This window comes from Bacillus cereus group sp. BfR-BA-01453 (genome assembly GCF_022662915.1).
Taxonomy (GTDB): Bacteria; Bacillota; Bacilli; order Bacillales; family Bacillaceae_G; genus Bacillus_A; species Bacillus_A paranthracis.
The window spans coordinates 773,011-799,438 of the sequence record NZ_JAKUEN010000001.1 but is presented as its reverse complement, the minus strand read 5'-3'; the positions used below and the strand labels follow the sequence as shown (position 1 = coordinate 799,438).

Below are 26,428 nucleotides of genomic sequence, written 5' to 3'. Positions count from 1 at the left end.
CTTTTTTAGTTTATAAAAAAGGGAAAATATGACGTACTCGTTAGTTGAATAAATGGAGCTCTTACGAATAAGTTAACGCCCTATCGACCATCTTATTTTTGAAAACGAGATGATAAAATAATGCGCTTAAACTTAAAGTGGTAAGAGAGTTAAAATGAGTTATATAATAATGTATATATATTGTCAGATGAAGTAAGTAGAGAAAAAATAAAGAGTATAGTGTAAAGGAGTGAATATATTGCGTTGTCCATCCTGTTCTCATAATGGTACAAGAGTGTTAGATTCGCGTCCGGTAGACGAGGGGCGCTCTATTCGAAGAAGGAGAGAGTGTGAAAGCTGTTTAAGCCGCTTTACGACATTTGAAAGAGTGGAAGAGTCACCTCTTATCGTTGTAAAAAAAGAAGGAACACGAGAAGAGTTTAATAAAGAAAAGATTTTACGTGGCTTAATTAAAGCGTGCGAAAAAAGACCAGTATCTTTAAGACAATTAGAAGAAGTAACTCAAAGTGTGGAACGTGAACTTCGTAATTTAGGTATATCAGAAGTGAAAAGTGATATGATTGGTGAAATTGTTATGGAAGAACTGCGTGATATCGATGATGTTGCTTACGTGCGTTTTGCTTCTGTATATCGCCAATTTAAAGATTTAAATGTATTTATTGAAGAATTAAAAGATATACTGCAAAAAGAAAGAGAGTAGCATCTGTATCGTATTCTCTTTACATACCGTAAGTAATGAGATAAGAGAGCTAGAAGCGAAAGCTAATAGCTCTTTTTCGCTAATAAATTATATAGTGAAGATTGGATGAGAGAAAGGAAAGCAAGAATGGAAAAACAGTCATGGATGGAGCTATTGCCGATTGATCGTTATAAAGTAAGTGCGAAAGGGTTACTGCATAATTACGACCGAAAAGTGTTAACGATGTTATATCAGCCGTTAATAGGTAGTAGAGCTTTTAGCTTGTACATGACGCTATGGGGAGAGTTAGAACAAGATCGTGTGTTTGGAAAAGAGAATACGCATCATTCCCTTATGGTGACCATGCAAATGCAACTTCCTGAAATATATGGGGAACGAGTAAAGTTAGAGGCAATTGGGCTTTTGAAAGTATATATTAAGAAAGAAAAAGATATTCGAATGTTTATATATGAGCTGCAACCACCTTTATCTCCGAAGCAGTTTTTTGATGATATTGTTTTAAGTATCTTTTTATATAATCGATTGAGTCGGACAAAATATAATCAAGTAAAACAATATTTCTTAGAAGAAGAATTTGATTTTGTATCGTATGAAAATGTTACGCGTTCTTTTAATGATGTGTTTGGTTCGTTTAATCCAGGACAGCTTGAGCATGCGCAAGAAGACCTTCGTATTCCAAAAACGACAGCTATGCCAAGTAATGAAAAGGGAGACGCTCCAAAAGTTTGGAATGATTTCTTTGATTTCTCTTTATTTGTAGATGGCTTATCCGCTCTTGTCCCTAAAAAGGCGATTACAGATCAAGTGCGAGAATGTGTCATTACACTTGCTTACGTGTATGATGTAGATGTGTTATCGATGCAAAATATCGTTCTTGGTGCGGTGACAGAGATGCAGACAATTGATATCGAAAGGCTTAGAAAAGGAGCACGTGATTGGTATCAGTTCGAAAACGGCCAAGCGTTACCTGTATTAAGTGAAAGAGTACAGCCTCACGCTGCACGTATGATGAAAGAAAAAGAGCCTTCATCGCAAGAAGAGATGTTAATCAAACAGTTAGAGGAAATCTCACCAAAACAACTATTGAAAGAAATCTCTGGCGGTGCAGAGGCAACGAAGGCTGACTTGCAAATCGTTGAAGATGTAATGATGAATCAAAAGTTAACACCAGGTGTTGTGAATGTACTTATTTATTACGTTATGCTACGCTCAGATATGAAACTTGCGAAAACGTATGTGGAGAAGATTGCTGGACATTGGGCACGTAAAAAGGTCGGTACAGTAGCTGAAGCGATGGCATTAGCGAAAGAAGAAAATCGTCAATATCAAGAATGGGCTGAGACGAAGAAGAAAGGTCGTACGTCGAAGAAAACAGTACGAAAAGAAATGGTACCAGATTGGCTGAAAGAAGAGCCGAAAGAACAAGAGAAAGAAACTGTGAAAAAAGATGTAAATGCTGAAAAAGGTGCAAGTACGTTAGAGGACGAACGAAAACGATTAGAAGAAGTGTTAAAAAAATATAAGCGTGATTAATAGAAGAGAATGAACGCTCTTTGAGGTGAGAAAATGGAGCATATTCAAAATTCATTTGCAAAGTTAATGGAAAATGAAAATTTTAAAAATAGATATGAAGTATTAAAGGCGGAAGTAATGGCACATCCGCGTGTGAAAGAATTTATAGACGAACATAAAGGGGAAGTAACAACGTCTATGATTGAACGCAGTCTTGTGAAATTATACGAATATATTGGACAAAGTGTAGGTTGCGCGGATTGTCCGGATCTAGGTTCGTGTAAAAACATGCTGCAAGGATATGAGCCAAAGCTCGTTATCCAAGGGAAGATGATTGATATTCAATATGATCGTTGCGTTAGAAAAGTAGCATATGACGAGAGGAAGAAATATGAAAAGCTCGTTCAAAGTGTATATATGCCAACTGATATTTTGCAAGCAACGATGGAAAACTTAGACCCTTCAGATTTAGATGCGCGTATTGATGCAATTGGTGCAGCTAATGAGTTTTTAAGTACATATGAACCTGGTAAAAAAGTACAAGGTTTATATTTGTACGGTAAATTTGGTGTAGGGAAAACGTATTTGTTAGGAGCAATTGCGAATGAGCTTGCTCGAAAGAAAATAAGTTCGATGCTTGTATACTTCCCTGAATTTCTACGTGAAATTAAAAGTTCGATTCAAGATAATTCGATTGGGGAAAAGATTGATGCAGTAAAACGCGTACAAGTTTTAATGTTAGATGATATTGGAGCAGAAGCGATGTCAAGCTTTGTACGTGATGATGTACTCGGTGCAATTTTGCAATTCCGTATGTTAGAAAACTTACCGACGTTCTTTACGTCTAACTTTGATTTTAAACAGCTAGAACATCATTTAACATATACGCAGCGCGGTGAAGCGGAAGAAATGAAAGCAGCTCGTATTATGGAGCGAATTAAATATTTAGCGAAACCAATTCCGATTGGCGGGAAAAACCGTCGTCATAAGTAAAGAGTAAGCTGAGAAGCTTGCTCTTTTTTTGTAGTTAAACGCTTTTTAAAGTAGTCGAATTATAAAATGAAAAGTTCTTATTGAAAATTCCTAGTAGCTTGTATCATTTTTTTCTCCCTCCCTTAATATATATAAAATTAGCAAGCCATATCGAGTGGATTTTCTAACGATAGGAAAGGTAATTCTACTAAGAGTGAACTTTCACGCGGGACGGACTCTTATAGGATTTGTAACGTATAGATACAGTCCTTTAGAGCAGGGATAAAAGGGGGGACAAAAGTGATTGAAATTTGCTTCGAAGAAAAAAATGATGCTATGCACGTATATAGACAACTACTGAAAAGAGCGGAACTGTTATATAAGGGAACGAGTGTGTATTTACAGGGACAAAAAGTGGTGATTCACATACCAGTATGTGAATCAAATTATATTGAAAAGATTTTATTGCCAGTAATGGTATATTTCATTGTGAATGTGAAACAAAATGAGTGGATATATACAATATTAAAAGAGAAGTTTTTTTATGAAGAAGAGGAAGAGTGCCATCAAATATTGCATATGGCACAAGAGATTTTAAAAGGAAGAAGAAAAGGAATTGCTCGTGAATTAACACGTCACACATTTGAATCATATATTAAATCCTCTTTAAATAACTGGCTTTGTGATCCACTTTCATTCTCGTTTTCATCATATGTTCGTTTTCGTCTTCGTACATATAGGGAAATGGTAGCTAAGCTTGCTGAAGTGGCGATTGATGAGTATAAGTTGGAACAAGAATATCAAATGTTTATTGAAACGCTTCGGCAACAAGTTCGTAGCCGGAAATCACGTTTGTCATGTGTTCATCTTATTTTTGATGAAAGTTTTATTTTCTATGATGATAAAGGTAGACGTTTAAAACAAGAGAAATTGGTTCAATATATAGATGAAGACTTATTAAAACAAAAGGATGTATATATTGATACGAAAGTAATTGCACCACTTCTTTCTATTTCGCCGAAAAAAATTTATTTATATACGAAAGAACAAGACCATAATATGATTATTACTTTGCGAAATGTATTTCAAGAACGGGTACAATTACATGGATTACATGAGTTTGAGCGCAATGTGAAAAATTTAAAAAATAAAGGTAACGCCCTTGATTTTCTAAGTTTTTGAGCATATAATTACCTACATAAATGAAATATATTGAAATGTCATGATGAGGACATGAGTAGTTTTCTACGATTTTCAGAGAGGGAAGCCTTAGGGTGTGAGCTTCCTAGTACGGGATTATTACTTACCACCTCTAAACTTTAGCAGTGAACGGTTTTTCTAGTAATTGCTAACGGACAACACCGTTATGTTGAACTTGAGCAATTAACAATTATGTTAATTGGAACAAGGGTGGAACCACGAATTCAACACTCGTCCCTTTTTACGGGATGAGTGTTTTTTATTTTGAGAAAAAGAGGAGTGACCAGTGATGGCAGATGTAGTTAAAATTACTTTCCCTGATGGAGCTGTGAAGGAGTTTCCAAAAGGCGTAACAACTGAAGAAATCGCAGCTTCTATTAGCCCAGGCTTAAAGAAAAAAGCTGTGGCTGGAAAATTAAATGATGAGATGATTGATCTTGTTACACCAATCGAAGAAGATGGTGCAGTTTCTATCATTACATTAGATTCTGAAGATGGCTTATATATTTTACGCCACTCAACAGCTCACCTTTTAGCGCAAGCGTTAAAACGTTTATATAAAGATGTTAAGGTTGAGCTTGGCATTGGTCCAGTAATTGAAAATGGCTTCTACTACGATATTGATATGGAAGAAGCAATTACAGTTGAAGACTTCAAGAAAATCGAAAAAGAAATGCAAAAAATTGTGAACGAGAACTTAGAAATCGTTCGTCATGAAGTACCACGTGCAGAAGCAATTCGTCGTTTTGAAGAAATCGGCGATGAGTTAAAATTAGATTTAATTAACGATCTTCCAGAAGATGCAGTTATTTCAATCTATGAGCAAGGCGAATTCTTCGACCTTTGCCGTGGTGTCCACCTTCCATCTACAGGGAAAATTAAAGTATTTAAATTATTAAGCGTTGCGGGTGCTTACTGGCGCGGCGATAGCAATAATAAAATGCTACAACGTATTTACGGTACTGCATTTGTTAAGAAAGCAGAATTAGATGAGCACTTACGCATGCTTGAAGAAGCGAAAGAGCGCGATCACCGTAAATTAGGTAAAGAATTAAAACTATTTACTAATAGCCAAAAAGTAGGACAAGGTTTACCACTTTGGTTACCAAAGGGTGCAACAATCCGCCGCATTATCGAGCGTTACATCGTTGATAAAGAAGCAAGCTTAGGCTATGATCACGTATACACTCCAGTACTAGGAAGCAGAGAGCTTTATGAAACTTCTGGTCACTGGAACCACTACCGTGATGGTATGTTCCCATCAATGGAAATGGATAATGAAGAGTTAGTTCTTCGTCCGATGAACTGCCCTCACCACATGATGGTTTATAAAAACGATATTCACAGCTACCGTGAATTACCAATCCGTATTGCGGAACTTGGAACAATGCACCGCTATGAAATGTCAGGTGCGTTATCTGGATTACAACGTGTACGCGGAATGACTTTAAACGATGCGCACATTTTCGTACGCCCAGATCAAATTAAAGAAGAATTAAAACGTGTTGTAAACTTAACTCTAGAAGTGTACAAAGATTTCGGTTTAGAGAACTACTCATTCCGTCTATCTTATCGCGACCCAGCAGATACTAAAAAGTACTATGCTGATGATGAGATGTGGGAAAAAGCACAAGGTATGTTAAAAGAAGCTATGGATGAAATGGGTCTTGATTACTATGAAGCTGAAGGTGAAGCGGCATTCTACGGTCCAAAACTTGACGTTCAAGTTCGTACTGCTCTTGGAAAAGACGAAACACTTTCAACTGTACAATTAGACTTCTTACTTCCAGAACGCTTTGAACTATCTTACGTTGGTGAAGACGGTAAACAACATCGTCCAGTTGTAATTCACCGTGGTGTTGTATCTACTATGGAACGTTTCGTAGCCTTCTTAATTGAAGAATACAAAGGTGCATTCCCAACTTGGTTAGCTCCAGTTCAAGTACAAGTAATTCCAGTTTCTCCGCAAGTACATTTAGACTATGCGAAGAAAGTACAAGACGAATTACGCCGTGCTGGTATCCGTGTTGAATTAGATACTCGTGAAGAGAAAATTGGTTACAAAATCCGTGAAGCACAAATGCAAAAAATTCCGTACATGCTTGTAGTAGGTGACAATGAAGTAACTGAAAACGGCGTAAACGTACGTAAATACGGTGAACAAAAATCAGAAACAATCGCATTAGATGCTTTTGTTGATATGATTAAAGTAGAAGGAAAACGATAAGAAAAAGCCGCGGTATACCGCGGCTTTTCTATGTAATATGAGTAAGGGAAATTAGAAAAAAAAACCATGTAACACTTATCGTAAAAAAGTATTGCAAGTATGTTAGTTGTTTGTTACAATATTTCTTGTTGTTAGTAAAACACATCGCGTCTTCTTGACAGACGTCATGTCCTATGATAAACTCATCAAGGATAATAGAATATTGTTTTGTGGAACAAGTAGAAGCACCCGCTTCTCACCTGATGGACGCATTCGCAGTTTACAGGTAAATGTATTTCTTACTTAAGATTTTACAAGTGTGGGTGTCGTATGCCCGCACTTTTTTTGTCGGGTTCTATGACTACAAACTATGTTCTGAGAAAACCTTGGAGGTGGCTTACTATTAGCAAGGATATGATGATTAACGAGCAAATTCGTGCACGTGAAGTACGTTTAGTTGGTGCAAATGGCGATCAACTTGGAATCAAGTCTCGTAATGACGCTTTAGACTTAGCTGCAAATCTTAATCTTGATTTAGTATTAGTTGCTCCAAATGCGAAACCGCCAGTATGCCGCATTATGGACTACGGTAAATTCCGCTTTGAGCAACAGAAGAAAGAAAAAGAACAGCGCAAAAATCAAAAAGTAATTAGCATGAAAGAAGTTCGTTTAAGTCCAACAATTGATGAACACGACTTTAACACAAAACTTCGTAATGCTATCAAGTTTTTAGAGAAAGGCGACAAGGTTAAAGCGTCAATTCGCTTTAAAGGACGTGCCATTACTCATAAAGAAATCGGTCAACGTGTTTTAGATCGCTTCTCAGAAGCTTGTGCTGAAGTTAGTACAATCGAATCTAAGCCTAAAATGGAAGGACGCAGTATGTTCTTAGTTTTAGCACCGAAAAACGATAAGTAATAGATAGAGGAGGAAATACCTATGCCTAAACAAAAAACTCATCGCGGCGCTGCAAAGCGTTTCAAAAAGACTGGATCAGGTAAACTGAAACGTTCTCACGCTTACACAAGCCATTTATTCGCTAACAAATCTACAAAAGCTAAACGTAAACTACGTAAAGCTGGTGTAGTAAGCGCTGGTGACTTCAAACGCATTCGTCAAATGCTTGACAACTTAAAATAAGTTCGGCTGATATATAGAACAATTAGGAGGTAATATTATGCCAAGAGTAAAAGGTGGTACAGTTACTCGTCAACGTCGTAAAAAAGTAATTAAATTAGCAAAAGGTTACTACGGTTCAAAAAATACATTATTCAAGGTTGCTAACCAACAGGTTATGAAATCTCTAATGTATGCATTCCGTGACCGCCGTCAAAAGAAACGTGACTTCCGTAAATTATGGATTACACGTATCAATGCAGCAGCTCGTATGAATGGTCTTTCTTACAGCCGCTTAATGCACGGTCTTAAAAATGCTGGCATCGAAGTTAACCGCAAGATGCTTGCTGACTTAGCTGTTCATGACGAAAAAGCTTTCGCTGAATTAGCAACAGTTGCAAAAAACAACATTAACTAATTAATTAGTTGAAACCTTAGAAGATTTTTCTTCTAAGGTTTTTTTATTTGTATGCAAAGAGAAGTGTGTCGTTATCGATATGACAAAATCAATATAAAAGTTATAGCAATATAGAAGAATATGCATATGAAGTCAGGAGGATCCTCCTGGCTTCTTTTAATTATCATCCTCTGGAAAGAAGAGTATCTTTCCTACCTGAAACGACACTGCTATAATGGAAAGATGATATGGAACTTTCATCAGATAAAATAATATTTTTATTAGTGGGCAATTCCTGGATAATTATTAACTATCACCAATTGGAGTAAGCAATCTAATCGTGATGATTGAAACGTATTTGTAAATTAAGGACAAGCTATTTTGTAAAGAGGTAAATGGCTGACTTATTAATAAGAAACGAAAAATAATAATGAACTTTGAGATGAAACAACATTGTTGCGTAAAATGCGATGTTGGAGGAGGACAATAGAGTGGACTTACTACAACTATTTAAATTACAAAAAGAATTAGATGACCGTATTGCGAAAGAACATGACTTACAACCGAAAAAATTGTTAAAAGAGAAAATGTTAGCTCTTCTTGTAGAAATTGGAGAACTTGCAAATGAAACACGTTGTTTTAAATATTGGAGCAACAAACCAGCATCAGAACGTGAAGTCATACTAGAAGAATACGTAGATGGTTTACATTTTATTTTATCAATCGGAATTGATTTAGGTATTGATAAAAACTTCTTATTCTATAAGTGTGCACAGACGAATAAAACACAAGTAGAAATTTTCTTAGACACATATGCGAAGGTGATTCGTTTTACAGATCAACCATCTATTACGAACTATATTGAATTATTTACAAGCTACCTTCGACTTGGACAAGCACTTGAGTTTGAACAAGAAGAGATTGAAAAGGCATATTTAGATAAAAACGAAGTAAATCATCAGCGTCAAACACAAGGATACTAAGTTAATTTTTGAATATTTCAATTTCCTTTTGTATAATGAAGTGACTGAAGAAAAAGGAGGGTGTTGGCAATGACAAAATTAGACGAGACATTGACAATGCTAAAAGAATTAACAGATGCACGTGGTATTGCGGGTAACGAGCGTGAACCACGCGAAGTAATGAAGAAATATATTGAGCCGTTTGCGGACGAACTTTCTACTGATAATTTAGGAAGTTTAGTTGCGAAAAAAGTAGGGGAAGAAAACGGCCCGAAAATTATGGTTGCAGGTCATTTAGATGAAGTTGGATTTATGATTACACAAATCGATGACAAAGGTTTCCTTCGTTTCCAAACGGTTGGTGGCTGGTGGTCACAAGTTATGCTTGCACAGCGCGTAACAATTGTAACGCGTAAAGGAGATGTAACAGGTGTTATCGGTTCAAAACCACCGCATATCTTACCTCCAGAAGCGCGTAAAAAGCCAGTTGAAATTAAAGACATGTTCATCGATATTGGTGCTTCTAGCCAAGAAGAAGCAATGGAGTGGGGCGTACGACCAGGAGATCAAGTTGTACCTTACTTTGAATTCCAAGTGATGAAGAATGAAAAAATGTTACTTGCAAAAGCATGGGATAACCGAATTGGTTGTGCAATTGCAATTGACGTATTAAAACAATTAAAAGATGAAAAGCATCCAAACGTTGTATATGGCGTAGGGACTGTACAAGAAGAAGTTGGTCTTCGTGGTGCGAAAACATCTGCAAACTATATTAAACCAGATATCGCGTTCGCGGTAGATGTTGGTATTGCTGGTGACACACCTGGTGTAACGTCAAAAGAAGCGCAAAGTAAAATGGGTGATGGACCACAGATCATTTTATATGATGCCTCTGTTATTGGTCATACAGGTTTACGTGACTTTGTAGTTGATGTTGCTGATGAATTACAAATTCCATACCAATATGATTCAGTAGCGGGCGGTGGAACGGATGCAGGTGCAATTCATATTGCTGTAAATGGTATTCCGTCTATGGCCATTACGATTGCAACGCGTTACATTCATTCTCATGCGGCAATGTTACACCGTGATGACTATGAAAATGCAGTGAAGTTAATTGTAGAAGTTATTAAACGTCTTGATAAAGAGGCTGTACATAACATTACATTTAATTAATAGAGAAAGCGAAGGAGGTGCTCCTTCGCTTTTTTACGTTTTAAAAAGGTCTCTCTAACCCTGCCGCAGTATGAGCTCCTAAAATGATTAAACGAGTTAATTGCATGGCCATAAAATGCGGGGTATATATCATTCCTTTTTTTAGCCATGACATAATCATCCCAAGGTGGGCACCAGTAACGTAACTAATGAGAATATCACGTGGAACCATTAGTTTTTCATCGTTAGGTTGTGAAATAGAGAGGCTTAATGTTAAATGTGTTTGAATTGCTTTCATCATTTTATACGTATAGTTTCCGGCAGCTTTATCACCAAGCATAACGTTATAGAAGTTCGCATTTTCTGCAATATGTTCGAACAAGGCCAAAAAACTTGGATGTGGTGAATCAAATGTAAGTTGAAAATCTTCTTTATTTCTATTTTTCGGTTTAATGACTTCTGTTAACTTCTCTAACATTTCTTCAATGCTTTTGTCCAATAAGTCATATTTATCGTGGTAATGGCTATAAAACGTAGCACGATTTACAGGAGCACGTTCTGCAATATGTTGAACAGTTACATTTTCAAACCCTTTTTCGCCTACTAAAGCGACAAAAGCATCCTGTATGAGTTGTCTCGTCCGTTTTACACGTGGATCATTTGTATTTTTAATAGACATTTTTATTTCCCCTCGTTTAATTTTCTATACTTAAGCAACATATTGGTATTATATTGTTGTTTAAGCGACATTTCATACGTAAATTGTCGGTTGTAGATTTAAAATAATTATTTATAATTATAAACGATAGTCCTTCAGAAATCAGCACCGCTCGCAGGTAGATAAATTTCGATTTACACCGCAGATGGTGTGATTTTTTTGTTTAAAAGTTAATATAATTAACAATTAAATAGTCTAAACAATAAGGACGTAAATAGTTTAGAAAAAAATTATATGCGATATAAGGAGAGGAATGCAATGAATCAGTTTCGAAGAATGGTGATTATCAACATTATCACATTAATTGTACTAGTTGGCGGCGGTATTGGCGGTTATTACTATTACAATCAAGCGGAAAATTACTTAAAAACAGACAATGCAAAAATTGATGGAAAGGTAATTCCGATTGCATCACCAGTAGCAGGTAAATTAACTGACTGGAAAGCTGAAGTAGGTAAGAACTACAATGAGAACGATAAATTAGGTGCTGTTACTGTAGCGGCAGCAAATGGAGAACAAACAGTAGATGTAACAATTCCACAAAATGCAACGGTTGTACAATCAAACGCGACGACAAATGCTTTCGTTGGAGCAGGTAGCCCGATCGCTTATGCATTTGATATGAACAATTTATGGGTAACGGCAAACATTGAAGAAACAGATGTTGACGATGTACAAAAAGGTCAAGACGTAGATGTGTATGTAGATGCATACCCAGATACAACGTTATCAGGAAAAGTAGAGCAAGTTGGATTAACAACAGCGAACACATTCTCTATGTTACCATCAAGCAACGCAACAGCGAACTATACGAAAGTAACACAAGTAGTACCAGTTAAAATTTCTTTAGATCATAGCAAATCAGTAAATATTGTTCCTGGCATGAATGTGACAGTTCGTATTCATAAGTAAGGGGGAGATGAGATGTCCTCAATTGTAATTGCAGGATATGCACTATTTTGTATAATCGTCTTCTTCCTTGTAAATCGTCTTTTACGAAAGAAAAAAACGAAAATGGGAGAAGAACAAGTCCCAGCCGTAAGTAAAATAGAAGTAAGTAAAGTTGAAACAGAAGAGAAAGAAATTGAACGAAAGCAAGAACCGGAAATTTCTAATGTAGTTGAGTTGGAAACAGGAAAGCAAGAAGAAGTAAAACAAGAAAAAGAAGTACCCCAAAAACAAATGTCTATGCCTGTAGAGAATGTGAACGTAAAAGCAGTTGTAGCTGTATTAATTCTCGGCATGTTCGTTTCTATTTTAAACCAAACAATCATTAACGTTGCATTACCTCCGTTAATGAATGAATTTAACGTATCAACTTCAACAGCACAATGGTTAATTACAGGTTTCATGCTTGTAAATGGTATTTTAGTACCGATTAGTGCCTTTTTAGTTTCACGATTTACGTATCGTAAATTATTCGTAGCAGCAATGTTATTCTTTACGGTAGGATCTATCATTTGTGCTACTTCAGGAAACTTTACAATGATGATGACGGGCCGTGTTATTCAAGCGGTTGGTGCGGGTATTTTAATGCCGGTTGGTATGAATATCTTCATGACACTATTCCCGCCTCATAAGCGCGGAGCAGCGATGGGATTACTAGGCGTAGCAATGATTTTAGCACCAGCTATCGGACCAACTGTAACAGGTTGGGTAATTGAAAATTACAGCTGGAACTTAATGTTCTATGCGATGTTTATTATCGGTTTAATTATTACGTTCCTATCTTTAAAATTCTTTACACTAGCTCAGCCAGTGTCTAAAACGAAATTAGATATATTCGGTGTGGTTAGTTCAAGTATTGGACTAGGAAGCTTATTGTACGGATTTAGTGAAGCTGGAAATAATAGTTGGACTAGTGCCGAAGTCGTTATTTCACTTATTATCGGTGTAATTGGTTTAGCGTTATTTATTTGGAGAGAGTTAACAACGGACAATAAAATGCTTGATTTACAAGTATTTAAATATCCAGTATTTACTTTCACTTTAGTAATTAACGCAATTGTTACAATGGCATTATTCGGAGGTATGTTATTACTTCCGGTATATCTGCAAAACATTCGTGGCTTCACGCCAATTGAATCTGGTTTACTACTTCTTCCAGGATCATTAATTATGGGGATCATGGGACCAGTAGCGGGTAAATTATTCGATAAATATGGCATTCGTCCATTAGCGATAATTGGATTGGCAATTACGACGTATGCGACATATGAATTTACAAAATTATCGATGGATACACCGTATAGCGTTATTATGACGGATTATATTATACGTTCAATTGGTATGTCATTCATTATGATGCCAATTATGACGGCTGGTATGAACGCGCTGCCGATGAAATTAATTTCTCACGGTACAGCAACGCAAAATACGTCAAGACAAGTAGCTGGTTCAATTGGAACAGCGATATTAATCACGCTTATGACGCAACAAACGACTGCTCACGTAGCAGATTATGGAAACATGTTAACAACGTCAAATCCGATTTTAGTTGATAAAGTGCATGGTATGGGGCAAAGCTTAGCGGCCTTAGCTGGCTCAGCGCAAGCAGGAGATGCGATGAGCACGCAGCTATTATTTGGACAAATTTCGAAGTTATCTGCAATTAACGGTATTAACGATGCCTTCTTAATTGCAACGATACTCGCAGGGATTGCTTGGGTGTTATCGTTCTTCTTACCATCAGGCAATAAACCAAATAGAAAAGCAGGGAATTAATTTCCCTGCTTTTTTTGTGTTCTTTATGCAGTTACATATAAAAGCTGATAACCAGCTACGGAGCAAAGCCCTGCTATAAACAAAATCGTCCCCATAGAACGAATACTCGATATGTGTCTGCCGCTTATAATAGCTAATAGTCCAGCTAAAGAGAAGAAGCACCAATATAAAGTTCCCGAAATTGGAACCATCCCTTCTAAATCTATTCCAGAACCTATACAAAAGATAGGAACAACGATAAGTAATATGCTAATGAAACCAGCTATAGTGGTAAGTGATTTCCGATGTTTCATGCCAGCAATAATTAAAAAAATGCCGACGATGAATTCGCATAACATGAAAGTAAGAGCTAAAATCATCCAAGTTAATATTCCGAACACTTCTGTATTACCTCCGATTTTTGGGTTTCAAAAAATGTTATATATAGAATGAATCACCTACAGACATGAGCACCCAGAAAATAACCCCTAATATTCCAGCGGTAAAAATAATGAATCCCATATTACGTATACTTTTAATTTTGGCTTGTAATCCACTTAACCCTGCTAATAATCCAGTTAAAGAAAACAGTATCCAATATAAAGTAGTGGAAATAGGGATGATTGTATTGCTCTCCACTCCCATGCCCCAAAAAACAAAAGGTAGTGTGACAAAGGAAAAGCTAAGTAGTCCCATTAAACCGACAAATAATTTACGGTGTTTCACGCTAGTAACAATTAAAAAAATACCACCGAAAAATCCGCATAAAACAAGAAGTGGCATATAAACAACCCAAAGTAAGCTCAACATATGTAATCTCCTTCTGTGTAATCAGTTATATTTTACTACATGAGGTTTATTTTGGATATTATTAATAAATATGTATAAATTGATAGAAATGAGTAATAACGATACGAATTAATAGATGTAGAGCATGAGAGAGAGGAGGAGACATATGAAAATTACAGAAGAAAATGTGGTGAATCAGCTAAGGAAAAGGAACGAAAAAGCATTAGATTTTATTATTGACCAGTACAGCGGACTAATAAAAAGTATTATTCAGAAGCATTTAGCTTCGTTTGAAGATGTGCAAGAAGAATGTATGGACGATGTGTTATTGGTAATTTGGAATCATATTGAAAAGTATGATGAAGAGAAAAATACGCTAAAAAATTGGATTGCAGCTATTAAAAAATATAAATCTATCGATTATGCCAGAAAATATGCGAAGACAGTAAATGAAAAAGGGATAGATCAAATAGATGAAATCGCGGTACATACCGATACTACTAAAAGAGAAATTAGTAATGATATGGAACATATATTAAATCATTTAAAGAAGAACGATAAAGAAATCTTTATGTTGCATTACGTGGAAGAAGGGTTTGAAGTTGTTATAAAAGTGTAAAGAGAGGTATCGTGATGATACCTCTCTTTATCCTAAAAATGCCAACATATTATTTATAATATGAAGTAACATAGCTGGAATAATGGATTTTGTTTTTTTACATAAAATCGCCATAAATAAACCCATGATGAACATACTAAACATCACACCAGTTGAGTATATATGACCTATTCCGAAGAGGAAGCTAGACCCAAGTGCTGCAATCCAAAAGGGGAAGCGCTGTTGTAGGAAGTGAAGAATAATGCCGCGAACTATAAGTTCTTCAAAAATAGGTACAAGTATAGCGCCACCTATTAGCAATAACAGTTTGTATTGTTTTAACATTTCTAGGTCTAAAGCGGATGACTGTTCTTTTACCGCATCAGGAAAAATATTATTAATGATAAATATATCATTAATGATATGTAGTCCGTAAAAAAGGATTATATAGATGTAGGTGCTTACTTTTTTTAATGCTGTAAAGTTTAGTGTTGGGACAATTAAATTTCTTAACGGTTTATATGCATAAATTAAAATTAATAAAATGCACAATACAAATAAATGCCTTCCAAAAGTAGTAAGTGATTTTGCTAAAGCAATTTGTTTTGGATCGGTTAAACTGTCTGTATAAATAACGGTAGGAAGACCTATAAAGAGGTCAGCTAGAAATCCTGTTCCCCAAATCGCGAAAACGAGCGAAAATAGAAATTGTGAGAGTGACATAGGATGTTTTTGTGGGTAAGTTAGTTGCGTGGCTTGTATAATAGTGAATCACCTATCCTTTTTTATTAAATATTTATATATAAAGATTATAGAATATTTATACAAAAAAGTCATCATTGTAGTAAAAAAGATATGTTGAAGCTACTATTTACAGACATTAATAATTTTATATTGATGTTCTGTACAAATGGTTTGTCTAAAAGTGTTAACAGAAGAGTTTATAATTGTGATAAAAGAGTAAAGAGAGGTATTGTGATACCTCTCTCTTAATATAAAAAAGCGATTACGTTGGTTAAAATGTGTAATAGGACAGCTGGAATAATAGATTTAGTTTGTTTGTACAATAAACAAGCGAAAATTCCAGTAACAAATGCACTAAACATAACTCCCACAGAGTAGGCATGAGCAATACCGAAAATTAAACTTGAGAGGATTACAGCTATCCAAAAGGTAAACTTCTCTTCGAAAAAACGAAGAAGAATCCCTCTGCATACAAGCTCTTCAAAAATAGGGGCAAAAATCCCACTAGCTAGAAGTAAGAGAAGTGGATAGTGCTCTAGTGTTGAAAGTTGTAATGCATCAGACTGTTCTTGTACGGATGAAGGGAATAATTTATCTAGCAAAAACATATCTACAAACAAGGTGATTACATAATAAATAAGAACATAGATGTACATCCGAAAAGATTTTAAAACTCGAAAATCGAATGTAGGTAATACTAGTTCTTTCAGTGGTCTATATTTCGTGATAAATGCAATTAGTAAAAGTAAGGCAACTAATTCATAACTTACATTTTTTATAGAATCAAGCAAAAATTTATTTGTATTTGGGTTAATGTATCCGTATAACTCAATAGGTAAAAATGTAAGAATTATATTTATTAATGAGAGACATGGAAAGAGAATGAATAAAACTCCAAGAAATTGTAACCATGACATAGAGTAGTTCTGTTCATTGGAAAGTTGTGTAGCAGATTGCATATGTAAAATCACCTCTTTATATTTGTATATTTAATTATATAACATCTTGTTTTCGGGTGTAACATTTAAATATTACATATAAAGGTGTATTTTCCATAAAATAATAAAAGAGGTATCACCCTATAGTGATGCCTCTTTCTTATTGATAACTATGTTCTGCTTTGTTATTCGATTTTGATTGCTCTATTTGTAATTCACGCTCTACCAATCGGTCTAACTGTTGAATTGCTTTTAGTGCTTTTTCATAAGAAATTGTTCGATAATGATGCGCTCCGCCCGGTTCTTCATCTGCTTCGTCTGCCCATTTAATAATGTTTTGCAGAGATGTTCTTTCGATTTCTTGCTGTACTAAGAAAGAATCTGTATGAAGAAGAATTGCGATAGAAATTTCTTTTGCTAGTTTTGGATGTTCTCCCAATCTAATAAGTAATTTATGTGCTCTTTCAGCGCCTTTAATTGCATGGATATCATTCTTTTTATATAAGTCATAATCCCATTCGCCGCCTGTGTACCACGTATGATGTCCGATATCATGAAGGAAACCGGCTTTTGTCGCAGCATCGACTGAGGCGTGATGCTTTTTAGCTAAGTGAAACGCATGGTAAGCGACAGCAATCGCGTGGACCATCCCAGAACGATTTACGTATTTTTGTGTAATATGGTGTTTAAAAATTTGTTCAAGCGTAATACGGTGCATAAAACATTCACTCCTTTTATCCCGCTTTAACGGGCAGTAAGATTCCTAATTCAAAATTCAGCGAATACGAGGAAGTTAGGTGAGGAATCAACTGCCCGTAAAAGCCCGATTGGTTCAACTAATAATTAGTGGGGATGAACACCCCTCCCCACTAATTAAAGTTTCACTTTATCTTATGGTGTATATGAAGAAAAATCGATCGGTTTAAATGTATTTTGAACATTGTACTTCATCATAGTTCGTTAGTAAAGTAGAAATGTTTAGGAGAAGAAAAAAATTTTCTGCAAAAAAATCACCTTAGCTTATGCAAAGGTGATTTTCAAATTGCTTATTTTTTTAATCCTTGCTCTAGTGTTTCTAACATTTCGTGCTTTTCATTTTCATCAGCATTTTTCCAAATGACTTCAAATAAAACACCCAGACCTGGAAGCATCTTTTCTTCACCACTTTGAATTGCATCGACAATTGTTTCTTGTAATTGATCTTGTGTATTACCAGATACATTTGCTAATACAGCACCGCGTAAATTAAAACTCATTGTTTTCACCTCTTCTTCAGAATTGAAACTGACGTTAGTTTTTGTTCTTTTTTATGTAAATATGTATGAAAAATAGGCTATAATGATAAGACAAGAAGAGAGGGAAATACATATTATGAAAAACATTGATTCAGTACAAAATCCGCGTGTGAAGCAGTGGAAAAAGCTGCAAACGAAAAAAGAGCGCGATAAAAAAGGTTTATTTTTTGTAGAAGGATTCCATTTAGTAGAGGAAGCTTTAAAAGCAGGAGTTGTAACAGAACTTATCGTTTCAGATCAGACAGACCTTCCGAAAGATTGGACAGTTAATGATGTAGAAATGTATATCGTACCGGAAGCAATCGTAAAAGTACTTCGTGAAACAGAAACGACACAAGGTGTATTTGCTGTTTGTGAAAAGCATGAGAAGGAAGTAGCTCTTGCTGATGGGAAGTTTCTTTTATTAGATGGCCTGCAAGATCCAGGTAACTTAGGGACAATTATTCGTACAGCTGATGCAGCTGGTATTCATGCCGTTGTGCTTGGAGAAGGTTGTGTTGATGTTTATAATAGTAAAGTACTCCGTTCTACACAAGGTTCTATTTTCCACTTACCAATTGTAAAAGGGAACTTAGAAGAATGGGTAGACAAGCTAAAAGAAAATAACGTTCCTGTATATGGAACAGCTCTTGAAAATGGAGTTCCGTACGGGGAAGTAACACCAGCTGGTAGTTTTGCATTAATTGTAGGAAATGAAGGAAACGGCGTACGCCAAGAAATTCTTGCAAAAACGGATCAAAACTTGTATATTCCGATTTACGGCGGGGCAGAATCATTAAATGTTGCAGTTGCAGCTGGGATTTTAACGTATTATTTGCAAAGCCCGGTTGCGAACCAATAAAAAACTTCTTATAATAAGTTGAAGTGCATTATATTAAAAGTTAAATAACGAAAAACGTTGATAGAGAAGAGTAGCTTACAAAATCGCCATATAGGGAGAGAATGCCGTAGACTGAAAGCATTCTTATGGTAGACGGAAGTGAATTCACCTCTGGAGTTGACGCCAGGACCATGTATATGTAAAGGCGTTCCGGTCAGAATTGATCGTTATAACTAATGAGTGGGCAGACATGTTCTGTCAATTTAGGGTGGTACCGCGAATTTACCTCGTCCCTTTTTGGGAGCGAGGTTTTTTTATTTTTAAAATTAGGAGGGTTCCAAATGGAAGCACGTTTAAAAGAGCTAAAGCAAAAAGCGTTAGAGCTTATTGAAGAAGCGAAAGAGCTAAAAGGCTTAAACGACGTACGCGTAGCGTATTTAGGAAAAAAAGGTCCAATTACAGAAGTATTACGCGGCATGGGAAAATTATCAGCAGAAGAGCGTCCACGTATGGGAGCATTAGTAAATGAAGTACGTGAAGCGATTCAAACTCGTTTAGACGACAAAATTAGTAATTTAGAAAAAGCAGTAATCGAAGCGAAATTAGCTAATGAAACAATTGATGTTACATTGCCAGGTCGTCCTGTTGAAACAGGTTGTCATCATCCGTTAACAGCTGTTGTTGAACAAATTGAAGATGTATTCATCGGTATGGGTTATGAAGTAGCGGAAGGAACAGAAGTAGAAAAAGACTACTACAACTTCGAAGCATTAAACTTACCGAAAGATCACCCAGCACGTGATATGCAAGATACATTCTACATTACAGAAGAAACGTTACTACGTACACATACATCTTCTGTGCAAGCACGTACGATGGAAAATAATAAAGAAAAAGGCCCAATTAAAATTATTTGTCCTGGTAAAGTGTATCGCCGCGATGACGATGATGCGACGCATTCACACCAGTTCATGCAAATTGAAGGTCTTGTAATTGATAAAAACATTCGCATGAGTGACTTAAAAGGTACACTGCAAGTATTCGTGAAAAAGATGTTCGGTGAAGATCGTGAAATCCGTCTTCGTCCAAGTTTCTTCCCATTTACAGAGCCATCTGTAGAGATGGATATTTCTTGTATGATGTGTCACGGCAAAGGTTGCGGCACTTGTAAAGGAACTGGTTGGATTGAAATTTTAGGCGCAGGTATGGTTCACCCGAACGTACTTGAAATGGCTGGTTATGATTCAAAAGAATATCAAGGTTTCGCATTCGGTATGGGCGCAGAGCGTATCGCAATGTTGAAATACGGCGTAGATGACATTCGTCATTTCTATACAAATGATGTACGTTTCTTACAACAATTCAAACGAGCGTAAGGGAAGGAGAGGATAAGTATGTTCGTATCATATCGTTGGTTACAAGAGTATGTAGATATTAAAGATGTAACGGCACAAGAACTAGCAGACAAAATCACGAAAAGTGGTATTGAAGTAGAAGGCGTTGAAGTATTAAATAAAGGTGTAAAAGGTGTTGTAGTTGGTCACGTATTAGAATGTGAAAAACACCCAGAAGCTGATAAGTTAAGCAAATGCTTAATCGATATCGGTGAAGAAGAACCAGTTCAAATTATTTGTGGTGCTGCTAACATTGCAAAAGGTTTAAAAGTACCAGTTGCAAAAGTTGGCGCTGTACTACCTGGTAATTTCAAAATCAAAAAAGCAAAACTACGTGGTGAAGCTTCTCACGGTATGGTTTGTGCTCTTCAAGAGCTTGGCATTGATGGAAAGTTAGTTTCAAAAGAATATGCAGATGGTATCTTCATCTTCCCAAGTGACGCTGAAGTTGGTGCAGATGCACTTGAAATTTTAAACTTACATGATGAAGTACTTGAGCTTGGTTTAACACCAAACCGTGCAGATTGCTTAAACATGTTAGGTGTTGCATATGAAGTAGCTGCTATTTACGGCCGTGAAGTAAAACTTCCAGCTATCGACTTACAAGAAACAGCAGAAAAAACTGCTGATTACATTTCTGTAAGTGTAGAAGCGAAAGAAGAAAACCCATTATACATTGCAAAAATGGTAAAGAACGTAAAAATTGGTCCGTCACCAATGTGGATGCAAACGCGCCTTATGGCAGCTGGCATTCGTCCAATTAGCAACGTAGTTGATATTACAAACTACATTTTAATGGAATACGGTCAACCGTTACATGCATTCGATTACGATAAATTAGGTTCAAAAGAAATCGTTGTTCGTCTTGCAAAAGAAGGCGAAAAAATTGAAACGTTAGATGATCAAGAACGTACATTACAAAGCCACCACCTTGTCATTACAAACGGCACAAAAGCGTTAGCTGTTGCTGGTGTAATGGGTGGAGCGGATTCTGAAGTTACAAATGAGACAGTAAACGTTCTAATTGAGTCTGCATACTTTGCGGGTCAAACAGTGCGCCGTACATCAAAAGACTTAGGTCTTCGCAGTGAGTCAAGTGCGCGTTTCGAAAAAGGAATCGACCCAACACGTACATTTGAAGCAATTCAACACGCAGCTGCTTTAATGGCGAAATACGCTGGCGGTGAGGCGCTTGAAGGTGTAGTAGAAGCTGACAACTTACAAGTACAAGAGCGTACAGTATCTGTTACTGCTGACAAAGTAAACCGTGTATTAGGTACAAATATTTCTGCAAGTGAAATGGGTACAATGTTCACAAACTTAAAATTCCCATTCACAGAAGTAGAAGGAACATTCCACGTGAATGTACCAGCACGTCGTCCTGACATTACAATTTCAGAAGACTTAGTAGAAGAAGTGGGCCGTCTATACGGTTATGACCACATTCCAGTTACATTACCTTCTGGAACGATGACTCGTGGTAAATTAACATCAGCACAAACGAAACGTCGTAAAGTACGTCGCTTCTTAGAAGGTGCTGGTTTATATGAAGCAATCACGTATTCATTAACAAGCGCTGACAAAGCGAAACAATATATGGTTGAGCCAAACGAAAAGGCGCCTGTAGGTCTTGCGCTTCCAATGAGTGAAGAGCGTAGCCAACTTCGTTTAAGCTTAGTACCACAATTGTTAGAAGCAGTTTCATACAACGTTGCACGTAAAAACGACAGTGTTGCTTTATACGAAGTAGGTTCTATCTTCTTACCGACAGAAGAAGGAGAACTTCCGAAAGAAGAACAACATCTTGCAGGTGTTATGACAGGTCTTGCTCTTCACCATGCATGGCAAGGTGAGAAGAAAGTAGTAGACTTCTTCGTTGTGAAAGGTGTACTAGAAGGATTATTCGACGTACTTGGCGTTTCAAACCAAATCACTTATGCACCAGCAAAACGTGAAGGTATGCACCCAGGTCGTACAGCTGACATCGTATTAGATGGCGAAGTAATTGGTTTCATCGGTCAATTGCACCCAGAAGCAGAAAAACAATTAGATGTGAAAAATACATTCGTATTTGAACTATCTCTTGTAAAAGTATTCGGTGCAGACGCAGAAGAAACTTACTACTCAGCGATTCCACGTTTCCCATCCATGACACGTGACATGGCTGTTGTCGTAACGAAAGAAACAAAAGCTGGCGAAATGAAGCAAGTTATTGCTGAAGCTGGCGGGGAACTTCTGAAAGACGTAACACTATTTGACTTATACGAAGGTGAAAAAATGGAAGAAGGCAAGAAGTCACTTGCATTCTCTATGAACTACTTCGATCCAGAGCGTACGTTAACAGACGAAGAAGTAACAGAAGCACATAACCGTGTATTAACAGCGGTAGAAGAGAAATTTGGTGCGGAGTTACGTAAGTAATAAGAAATTGCCGGATTTATTCCGGCAATTTTTTAGTGAATTGGTTGTCGGAAAATGTCGGTAAGTCGATATATTACAAAAATCGCCGATATATTTTCCGACATCTTGCATCTTTCTCTCGAATGTAGTACATTAATTTTAGTTTAACAAAATGAAAGACGATGATAAGGAAAAGTAGTATATACTATAATCCAAAGCGAGTCAGGGACGGTGAGAGCCTGATGAGGCGGTATATGTGAAGAACACCTTGGAGTTGCTAACCGAAATTGAATCTTGTATTCAAGAGTAGACTTAGACGGGAATCCGGCCTGTTACAAACCGGGAAGTATGTATTACATACGAGTTAAAGTTGGTCTTTATGACAAATTGGGTGGTACCGCGAAGTTTAACCTTTCGTCCCTTTATGGATGAAAGGTTTTTTTGTATTTAAATATATCAGCAAAGGAGAATTTCACTATGGAAAACACATTAGTAAAAAGTCTGTATAGAGATACAGATAAATACGCAGGTCAAACAGTACAAGTATCAGGGTGGATTCGTAACTTACGTGATTCAAAAGCGTTTGGCTTCATCGAATTAAACGACGGTAGCTTCTTCAAAAGCGTTCAAATCGTTTTCGATACAGAATTAGATAACTTCAAAGAAATTGCAAAACTTCCACTTAGCTCTTCAGTTAAAGTAGAAGGTAAAGTAATTGTAACGCCTGGAGCGAAACAACCATTTGAAATTAAAGCAGAAAAAATTGATATTGAGGGCTTATCAGATTCTGATTACCCACTTCAAAAGAAACGTCATACGTTTGAATACTTACGTACAATTGCTCACTTACGTCCAAGAACAAATGCATTCTCTGCAACGTTCCGCGTACGTTCTATCGCAGCATTTGCGATTCACCAATTCTTCCAAGAGCGTGGATTCGTACATGTTCACACACCAATCATCACTGGTAGTGATACAGAAGGTGCGGGAGAAATGTTCCGCGTAACAACACAAGATTTAAACAACCTACCAAAAGGTGAAGACGGACAAGTTGATGAATCAAAAGACTTCTTCGGCAAAGAAACAAACTTAACAGTAAGTGGACAGCTGAACGCTGAAGCTTATGCATTAGCATTCCGTGATGTATACACATTCGGACCTACATTCCGTGCAGAAAATTCAAACACAACTCGCCACGCTGCTGAGTTCTGGATGGTTGAGCCTGAGATTGCATTCGCTGAACTAGGTGACGTAATGAACCTTACAGAAGATATGCTGAAATATGCAATGAAATACGTATTAGAGCATGCACCAGAAGAAATGGAATTCTTCAACAGCTTCGTTGATAAAACAGTTCTAGAGCGCATGAACAACGTAATCAACTCTGACTTCGGTCGCATCACTTATACAGAAGCAATTAAAGTACTTCAAGAATCAGGTGCTGACTTCAAATACCCAGTAGAATGGGGTATTGACTTACAAACAGAGCATGAAAGATACTTATCAGAAGAAATCTTCAAACGCCCTGTATTCGTAACGGACTATCCGAAAGACATTAAAGCATTCTACATGCGCTTAAATGACGACGGTAAAACAGTAGCTGCTACTGACCTTCTAGTTCCTGGCATCGGTGAATTAATCGGCGGAAGTCAACGTGAAGAAAGAATGGACGTTTTAGTAGATAGAATTAAAGAATTAGGTATGAACGAAGAGGACTACTGGTGGTACTTAGAACTTAGAAAATACGGCGGTACAAAACACGCTGGATTCGGTCTAGGTTTCGAGCGCTTCCTAATGTACATCACTGGCATGGCTAACATCCGTGACGTAATTCCATTCCCAAGAACTCCAGGTTCTTCTGAATTCTAAAATATGAAAAAAGCGAGAGGATTTCCTCTCGCTTTTTATTTTGCATAGTTTATTCTCCCGTAGCAAAAAGTAACGCGAAGGGGTGAATATAAATGAGTAAAAAAGTGAAAAAAGATCATTCAAGATCGGGCCTAGGTTCTCCAGAAGTAGAAGGACAAGGAACGACGACACATGAAACAGGTTCCCATAAAGTACCTTCATCAAATAAGAAGCAGAAACAAAGCTAACATAAAAAAGGAGAGTCGCCAAGGCTCTCCTTTTTTATGTTACATCTTCTTATCGTTAATTTCTTTTGTAATATTATCTACATCTTTGTCTAATCGATCGAAATAGAAAAACCACAGTAAGCTCATGAACACGTAATAGATGGCCATCACGCCAAGATTATCAGAAATATTTTCAAATGTAGATTTAGTAGTGAAAAAAGCTCCCCAAATGGTAGAAATAGTGAGGTAAGAAAGTGGACCTACGAGGTGTACGAAAGCATATAATATCTTTTTTACTTTTACAGCGTTCATATGAAAAACCTCCTTTTTCTAATCATACATTCAAGTTCCTCACAGAAGTGTTGCAGTTTTGCTGGATTATGTATTAACGAGCGGGCATCGTGTTTCCCGATAAACCTGCGGATCCGAAAGTTTAATAAGAAAGACCGGCCGTAACGCTCTATTAAATCGTTAAACTCTCGTTGTTCACTTAGTAGCTGAATGTTTTCTCTAATTTCAAACTGTCTTTCGTGTGGATCGCCTAGTAAAATATTTAGAATCATTTGTAGAAGTAGCAATGGGAATCTCCTCCTATGTTAGAATAATCTGTATATTATAATTATAACAAAACTATAAGGACAATAGTAGGGTGAAACAAAAAACAGGAGTTTGTAGGCTCCTGTTTTTGTCGATACTATTTTAATAAGCGAAACGCCTTCTCTGTATTAGCAAAATGCAGTTTCACAAACTCAGGTAATCGCTCTTTACCAAGCTTTTGAATTAATTTAGCAGCGGCGATATCAACTTGTTTACCAGCACCCTTTGGAAGCGGCATACCAGCTTTTTTACTTAGTTCGTCAAACTGTTTTATGAATGAGTAACGAGCTAAAATGGAAGCAGCGGCTACTGCTAAATGGACGCTTTCGCCTTTCGTCGCAAAATAAACATTTTCACGCTGTACCTGTTTTTGTTTTGCTAAATATTTGTAGTATGTATCAGGTTGTGTAAATTGGTCGATTAAGACGCCTTCAGGTTTTGTAGGTGCAATTTTAGCTAATAAGTTTGTAATAGCTTTATTGTGTAGTAAAGCTTTTAACTTACCTTGGTTGTTTCCTTTATCAAATAGCTCGTTATATTTTTCGTTATGAAGAACGAGAGAGCTGTAAGGGACAACGTGAAGAAGTTGTTTCGCAATGGCAGTAATTTGTTCGTCATTTAAGTTTTTAGAGTCTTTTACACCAAGCTCTTTTAGTAGTGGGATTTGCTTTGCATCCACATATACAGCAACTACTGTCATCGGTCCGAAGAAATCACCAGTACCCACTTCATCTGACCCTACGATCGACATTGTACCGATGGAAGCAGGCGGTGCATAACGGTGTGAATCAACAGATCTTTTTACAGCTGTTTTCGGTGTTTGAGAGACAGTTTGCCAACGAGAAGCTTCTGCTTCAGCACGTCCACCTTGGAACATTACTTTTCCAGATTTATACGCTGTGATTGTGCAAGATGGCACTTTTGCCATAAAGATCCCGCCTTGCGGAGTTTTCGGGCTAAGCGAATGTTTATATTGTTGTTTCATGTCTTCAATTACTGTAGAACTTGTTTGAATTACGATAGAATTTGACATAATGGTCGCCCCTTTTTTTATATTGTTATTTTTATCATATCGGATTGTTCTTTCTGTTTCCATATTATGAAGGTTCATGGTATGATAAACTTTAGGATTCTGTA

At 36.7% G+C, this 26,428-nt stretch carries 27 protein-coding genes, 1 pseudogene and 4 other annotated features; of the genes and pseudogenes, 18 read left to right on the top strand and 10 right to left on the bottom strand.

The window, feature by feature from the left end; genetic code table 11:
- The first annotated feature begins 238 nt into the window (after positions 1-238).
- The 10 genes from nrdR to MR070_RS04160 all read left to right on the top strand — a co-directional run bounded on the left by nrdR (position 239) and on the right by MR070_RS04160 (position 10,241).
- Positions 239-700, top strand: a complete 462-nt coding sequence (gene nrdR, locus MR070_RS04205) for a transcriptional regulator NrdR (protein WP_001203687.1) — start codon at positions 239-241, stop codon at positions 698-700.
- 126 nt (positions 701-826) lie between these two features.
- Complete coding sequence (locus tag MR070_RS04200; protein WP_138321028.1) at positions 827-2,233, top strand: replication initiation and membrane attachment family protein; 1,407 nt, start codon at positions 827-829, stop codon at positions 2,231-2,233.
- A gap of 33 nt (positions 2,234-2,266) precedes the next feature.
- Positions 2,267-3,205 (top strand): primosomal protein DnaI, encoded by a 939-nt coding sequence (gene dnaI / locus MR070_RS04195; RefSeq protein ID WP_000400101.1) that lies wholly within the window; start codon positions 2,267-2,269, stop codon positions 3,203-3,205.
- 279 nt (positions 3,206-3,484) lie between these two features.
- Positions 3,485-4,366, top strand: coding sequence for a putative sporulation protein YtxC (gene ytxC / locus MR070_RS04190; protein ID WP_242260605.1), 882 nt, complete (start codon positions 3,485-3,487; stop codon positions 4,364-4,366).
- Between the two features lie 31 nt (positions 4,367-4,397).
- Positions 4,398-4,626, top strand: a binding site (T-box leader).
- Positions 4,627-4,673: 47 nt separating this feature from the next.
- Entirely contained in the window at positions 4,674-6,611 is a 1,938-nt protein-coding gene (thrS, locus tag MR070_RS04185; protein ID WP_000786083.1) for a threonine--tRNA ligase, read from the top strand.
- Between the two features lie 210 nt (positions 6,612-6,821).
- Positions 6,822-6,942, top strand: a sequence feature (ribosomal protein L20 leader region).
- A 62-nt stretch (positions 6,943-7,004) separates the two neighbouring features.
- Positions 7,005-7,508: a translation initiation factor IF-3 gene (gene infC / locus MR070_RS04180; protein WP_000973214.1), complete on the top strand. Its 504-nt coding sequence runs from the start codon at positions 7,005-7,007 to the stop codon at positions 7,506-7,508.
- 21 nt (positions 7,509-7,529) lie between these two features.
- A complete protein-coding gene (gene rpmI / locus MR070_RS04175; RefSeq protein WP_001125945.1) occupies positions 7,530-7,730 on the top strand; it encodes a 50S ribosomal protein L35 in 201 nt (66 codons plus the stop codon).
- Positions 7,731-7,767: 37 nt separating this feature from the next.
- Positions 7,768-8,124 (top strand): 50S ribosomal protein L20, encoded by a 357-nt coding sequence (gene rplT, locus MR070_RS04170; protein ID WP_001138362.1) that lies wholly within the window; start codon positions 7,768-7,770, stop codon positions 8,122-8,124.
- Positions 8,125-8,594: 470 nt separating this feature from the next.
- Entirely contained in the window at positions 8,595-9,086 is a 492-nt protein-coding gene (locus MR070_RS04165) for a dUTP diphosphatase (protein ID WP_000365050.1), read from the top strand.
- A 69-nt stretch (positions 9,087-9,155) separates the two neighbouring features.
- On the top strand, positions 9,156-10,241 hold the full coding sequence (locus MR070_RS04160; protein WP_000163568.1) for a M42 family metallopeptidase: 1,086 nt from the start codon (positions 9,156-9,158) through the stop codon (positions 10,239-10,241).
- A gap of 40 nt (positions 10,242-10,281) precedes the next feature.
- Here the strand turns inward: MR070_RS04160 and MR070_RS04155 are convergent, their stop codons facing one another.
- Positions 10,282-10,899, bottom strand: coding sequence for a TetR/AcrR family transcriptional regulator (locus tag MR070_RS04155; protein WP_087954137.1), 618 nt, complete (start codon positions 10,897-10,899; stop codon positions 10,282-10,284).
- 297 nt (positions 10,900-11,196) lie between these two features.
- Between MR070_RS04155 and MR070_RS04150 the strand changes: the two genes are divergently transcribed.
- Both MR070_RS04150 and MR070_RS04145 read left to right on the top strand, forming a co-directional pair.
- A complete protein-coding gene (locus tag MR070_RS04150; RefSeq protein ID WP_001071403.1) occupies positions 11,197-11,850 on the top strand; it encodes an HlyD family secretion protein in 654 nt (217 codons plus the stop codon).
- Positions 11,851-11,862: 12 nt separating this feature from the next.
- Positions 11,863-13,662: a DHA2 family efflux MFS transporter permease subunit gene (locus MR070_RS04145; RefSeq protein WP_242260602.1), complete on the top strand. Its 1,800-nt coding sequence runs from the start codon at positions 11,863-11,865 to the stop codon at positions 13,660-13,662.
- A gap of 23 nt (positions 13,663-13,685) precedes the next feature.
- Here the strand turns inward: MR070_RS04145 and MR070_RS04140 are convergent, their stop codons facing one another.
- Both MR070_RS04140 and MR070_RS04135 read right to left on the bottom strand, forming a co-directional pair.
- The gene (locus tag MR070_RS04140) at positions 13,686-14,042 is read right to left on the bottom strand and encodes a hypothetical protein (protein ID WP_041184146.1); all 357 of its coding nucleotides are present in this window, start codon (positions 14,040-14,042) and stop codon (positions 13,686-13,688) included.
- Between the two features lie 37 nt (positions 14,043-14,079).
- The gene (locus MR070_RS04135; protein WP_242260601.1) at positions 14,080-14,451 is read right to left on the bottom strand and encodes a DNA-binding protein; all 372 of its coding nucleotides are present in this window, start codon (positions 14,449-14,451) and stop codon (positions 14,080-14,082) included.
- Positions 14,452-14,596: 145 nt separating this feature from the next.
- On the opposite strand from MR070_RS04135, the pseudogene MR070_RS04130 reads away from it, so the two are divergent.
- Positions 14,597-15,022: pseudogene (locus MR070_RS04130) on the top strand (sigma-70 family RNA polymerase sigma factor); the annotation flags it as partial.
- Positions 15,023-15,076: 54 nt separating this feature from the next.
- On the opposite strand, the gene MR070_RS04125 reads toward MR070_RS04130, so the two are convergent.
- The 4 genes from MR070_RS04125 to sspI all read right to left on the bottom strand — a co-directional run bounded on the left by MR070_RS04125 (position 15,077) and on the right by sspI (position 17,966).
- Complete coding sequence (locus tag MR070_RS04125) at positions 15,077-15,751, bottom strand: CPBP family intramembrane glutamic endopeptidase (protein ID WP_242260599.1); 675 nt, start codon at positions 15,749-15,751, stop codon at positions 15,077-15,079.
- A gap of 266 nt (positions 15,752-16,017) precedes the next feature.
- The gene (locus MR070_RS04120; RefSeq protein ID WP_242260597.1) at positions 16,018-16,731 is read right to left on the bottom strand and encodes a CPBP family intramembrane glutamic endopeptidase; all 714 of its coding nucleotides are present in this window, start codon (positions 16,729-16,731) and stop codon (positions 16,018-16,020) included.
- A 139-nt stretch (positions 16,732-16,870) separates the two neighbouring features.
- Positions 16,871-17,428 carry an HD domain-containing protein gene (locus tag MR070_RS04115; RefSeq protein ID WP_000554791.1) on the bottom strand — a complete coding sequence of 186 codons (558 nt, stop codon included), beginning with the start codon at positions 17,426-17,428 and terminating at the stop codon, positions 16,871-16,873.
- A gap of 328 nt (positions 17,429-17,756) precedes the next feature.
- Positions 17,757-17,966 carry a small acid-soluble spore protein SspI gene (gene sspI / locus MR070_RS04110; protein WP_000009513.1) on the bottom strand — a complete coding sequence of 70 codons (210 nt, stop codon included), beginning with the start codon at positions 17,964-17,966 and terminating at the stop codon, positions 17,757-17,759.
- Between the two features lie 82 nt (positions 17,967-18,048).
- Between sspI and MR070_RS04105 the strand changes: the two genes are divergently transcribed.
- From MR070_RS04105 to MR070_RS04085, 5 genes are all read left to right on the top strand, one after another.
- Entirely contained in the window at positions 18,049-18,846 is a 798-nt protein-coding gene (locus MR070_RS04105; RefSeq protein WP_011733376.1) for a TrmH family RNA methyltransferase, read from the top strand.
- 48 nt (positions 18,847-18,894) lie between these two features.
- Positions 18,895-19,123 (top strand) — a binding site (T-box leader).
- A gap of 43 nt (positions 19,124-19,166) precedes the next feature.
- Complete coding sequence (gene pheS, locus MR070_RS04100) at positions 19,167-20,201, top strand: phenylalanine--tRNA ligase subunit alpha (protein WP_044790621.1); 1,035 nt, start codon at positions 19,167-19,169, stop codon at positions 20,199-20,201.
- Between the two features lie 18 nt (positions 20,202-20,219).
- A complete protein-coding gene (gene pheT / locus MR070_RS04095) occupies positions 20,220-22,640 on the top strand; it encodes a phenylalanine--tRNA ligase subunit beta (RefSeq protein ID WP_073529857.1) in 2,421 nt (806 codons plus the stop codon).
- A 152-nt stretch (positions 22,641-22,792) separates the two neighbouring features.
- Positions 22,793-23,044: a binding site (T-box leader), on the top strand.
- A 52-nt stretch (positions 23,045-23,096) separates the two neighbouring features.
- Positions 23,097-24,488 carry an asparagine--tRNA ligase gene (gene asnS / locus MR070_RS04090; RefSeq protein ID WP_098921008.1) on the top strand — a complete coding sequence of 464 codons (1,392 nt, stop codon included), beginning with the start codon at positions 23,097-23,099 and terminating at the stop codon, positions 24,486-24,488.
- Between the two features lie 92 nt (positions 24,489-24,580).
- A complete protein-coding gene (locus MR070_RS04085; protein ID WP_000039587.1) occupies positions 24,581-24,715 on the top strand; it encodes a YuzL family protein in 135 nt (44 codons plus the stop codon).
- Positions 24,716-24,754: 39 nt separating this feature from the next.
- Here the strand turns inward: MR070_RS04085 and MR070_RS04080 are convergent, their stop codons facing one another.
- The 3 genes from MR070_RS04080 to rnhC form a co-directional block, all read right to left on the bottom strand.
- Positions 24,755-25,006, bottom strand: coding sequence for a hypothetical protein (locus MR070_RS04080; protein WP_242260595.1), 252 nt, complete (start codon positions 25,004-25,006; stop codon positions 24,755-24,757).
- The gene (locus MR070_RS04075) at positions 25,003-25,272 is read right to left on the bottom strand and encodes a hypothetical protein (RefSeq protein ID WP_033660118.1); all 270 of its coding nucleotides are present in this window, start codon (positions 25,270-25,272) and stop codon (positions 25,003-25,005) included. Before MR070_RS04075 ends, MR070_RS04080 begins: the two co-directional genes overlap by 4 nt.
- A gap of 116 nt (positions 25,273-25,388) precedes the next feature.
- On the bottom strand, positions 25,389-26,324 hold the full coding sequence (gene rnhC / locus MR070_RS04070) for a ribonuclease HIII (RefSeq protein WP_113741677.1): 936 nt from the start codon (positions 26,322-26,324) through the stop codon (positions 25,389-25,391).
- Positions 26,325-26,428: the final 104 nt, after the last annotated feature.

What these genes read in the sequence shown, in the direction of transcription:
- MR070_RS04200 (WP_138321028.1), top strand. Translation starts at nt 827, where the DNA reads ATGGAAAAACAGTCATGGATGGAGCTATTGCCGATTGATCGTTATAAA.
- dnaI (WP_000400101.1), top strand. Translation starts at nt 2,267, where the DNA reads ATGGAGCATATTCAAAATTCATTTGCAAAGTTAATGGAAAATGAAAAT.
- thrS (WP_000786083.1), top strand. Translation starts at nt 4,674, where the DNA reads ATGGCAGATGTAGTTAAAATTACTTTCCCTGATGGAGCTGTGAAGGAG.
- infC (WP_000973214.1), top strand. Translation starts at nt 7,005, where the DNA reads ATGATGATTAACGAGCAAATTCGTGCACGTGAAGTACGTTTAGTTGGT.
- rpmI (WP_001125945.1), top strand. Translation starts at nt 7,530, where the DNA reads ATGCCTAAACAAAAAACTCATCGCGGCGCTGCAAAGCGTTTCAAAAAG.
- rplT (WP_001138362.1), top strand. Translation starts at nt 7,768, where the DNA reads ATGCCAAGAGTAAAAGGTGGTACAGTTACTCGTCAACGTCGTAAAAAA.
- MR070_RS04160 (WP_000163568.1), top strand. Translation starts at nt 9,156, where the DNA reads ATGACAAAATTAGACGAGACATTGACAATGCTAAAAGAATTAACAGAT.
- MR070_RS04155 (WP_087954137.1), bottom strand. Translation starts at nt 10,899, where the DNA reads ATGTCTATTAAAAATACAAATGATCCACGTGTAAAACGGACGAGACAA.
- MR070_RS04150 (WP_001071403.1), top strand. Translation starts at nt 11,197, where the DNA reads ATGAATCAGTTTCGAAGAATGGTGATTATCAACATTATCACATTAATT.
- MR070_RS04145 (WP_242260602.1), top strand. Translation starts at nt 11,863, where the DNA reads ATGTCCTCAATTGTAATTGCAGGATATGCACTATTTTGTATAATCGTC.
- MR070_RS04135 (WP_242260601.1), bottom strand. Translation starts at nt 14,451, where the DNA reads ATGTTGAGCTTACTTTGGGTTGTTTATATGCCACTTCTTGTTTTATGC.
- MR070_RS04125 (WP_242260599.1), bottom strand. Translation starts at nt 15,751, where the DNA reads ATGTCACTCTCACAATTTCTATTTTCGCTCGTTTTCGCGATTTGGGGA.
- MR070_RS04120 (WP_242260597.1), bottom strand. Translation starts at nt 16,731, where the DNA reads ATGCAATCTGCTACACAACTTTCCAATGAACAGAACTACTCTATGTCA.
- MR070_RS04115 (WP_000554791.1), bottom strand. Translation starts at nt 17,428, where the DNA reads ATGCACCGTATTACGCTTGAACAAATTTTTAAACACCATATTACACAA.
- sspI (WP_000009513.1), bottom strand. Translation starts at nt 17,966, where the DNA reads ATGAGTTTTAATTTACGCGGTGCTGTATTAGCAAATGTATCTGGTAAT.
- MR070_RS04105 (WP_011733376.1), top strand. Translation starts at nt 18,049, where the DNA reads ATGATAAGACAAGAAGAGAGGGAAATACATATTATGAAAAACATTGAT.
- pheS (WP_044790621.1), top strand. Translation starts at nt 19,167, where the DNA reads ATGGAAGCACGTTTAAAAGAGCTAAAGCAAAAAGCGTTAGAGCTTATT.
- pheT (WP_073529857.1), top strand. Translation starts at nt 20,220, where the DNA reads ATGTTCGTATCATATCGTTGGTTACAAGAGTATGTAGATATTAAAGAT.
- asnS (WP_098921008.1), top strand. Translation starts at nt 23,097, where the DNA reads ATGGAAAACACATTAGTAAAAAGTCTGTATAGAGATACAGATAAATAC.
- MR070_RS04085 (WP_000039587.1), top strand. Translation starts at nt 24,581, where the DNA reads ATGAGTAAAAAAGTGAAAAAAGATCATTCAAGATCGGGCCTAGGTTCT.
- MR070_RS04080 (WP_242260595.1), bottom strand. Translation starts at nt 25,006, where the DNA reads ATGAACGCTGTAAAAGTAAAAAAGATATTATATGCTTTCGTACACCTC.
- rnhC (WP_113741677.1), bottom strand. Translation starts at nt 26,324, where the DNA reads ATGTCAAATTCTATCGTAATTCAAACAAGTTCTACAGTAATTGAAGAC.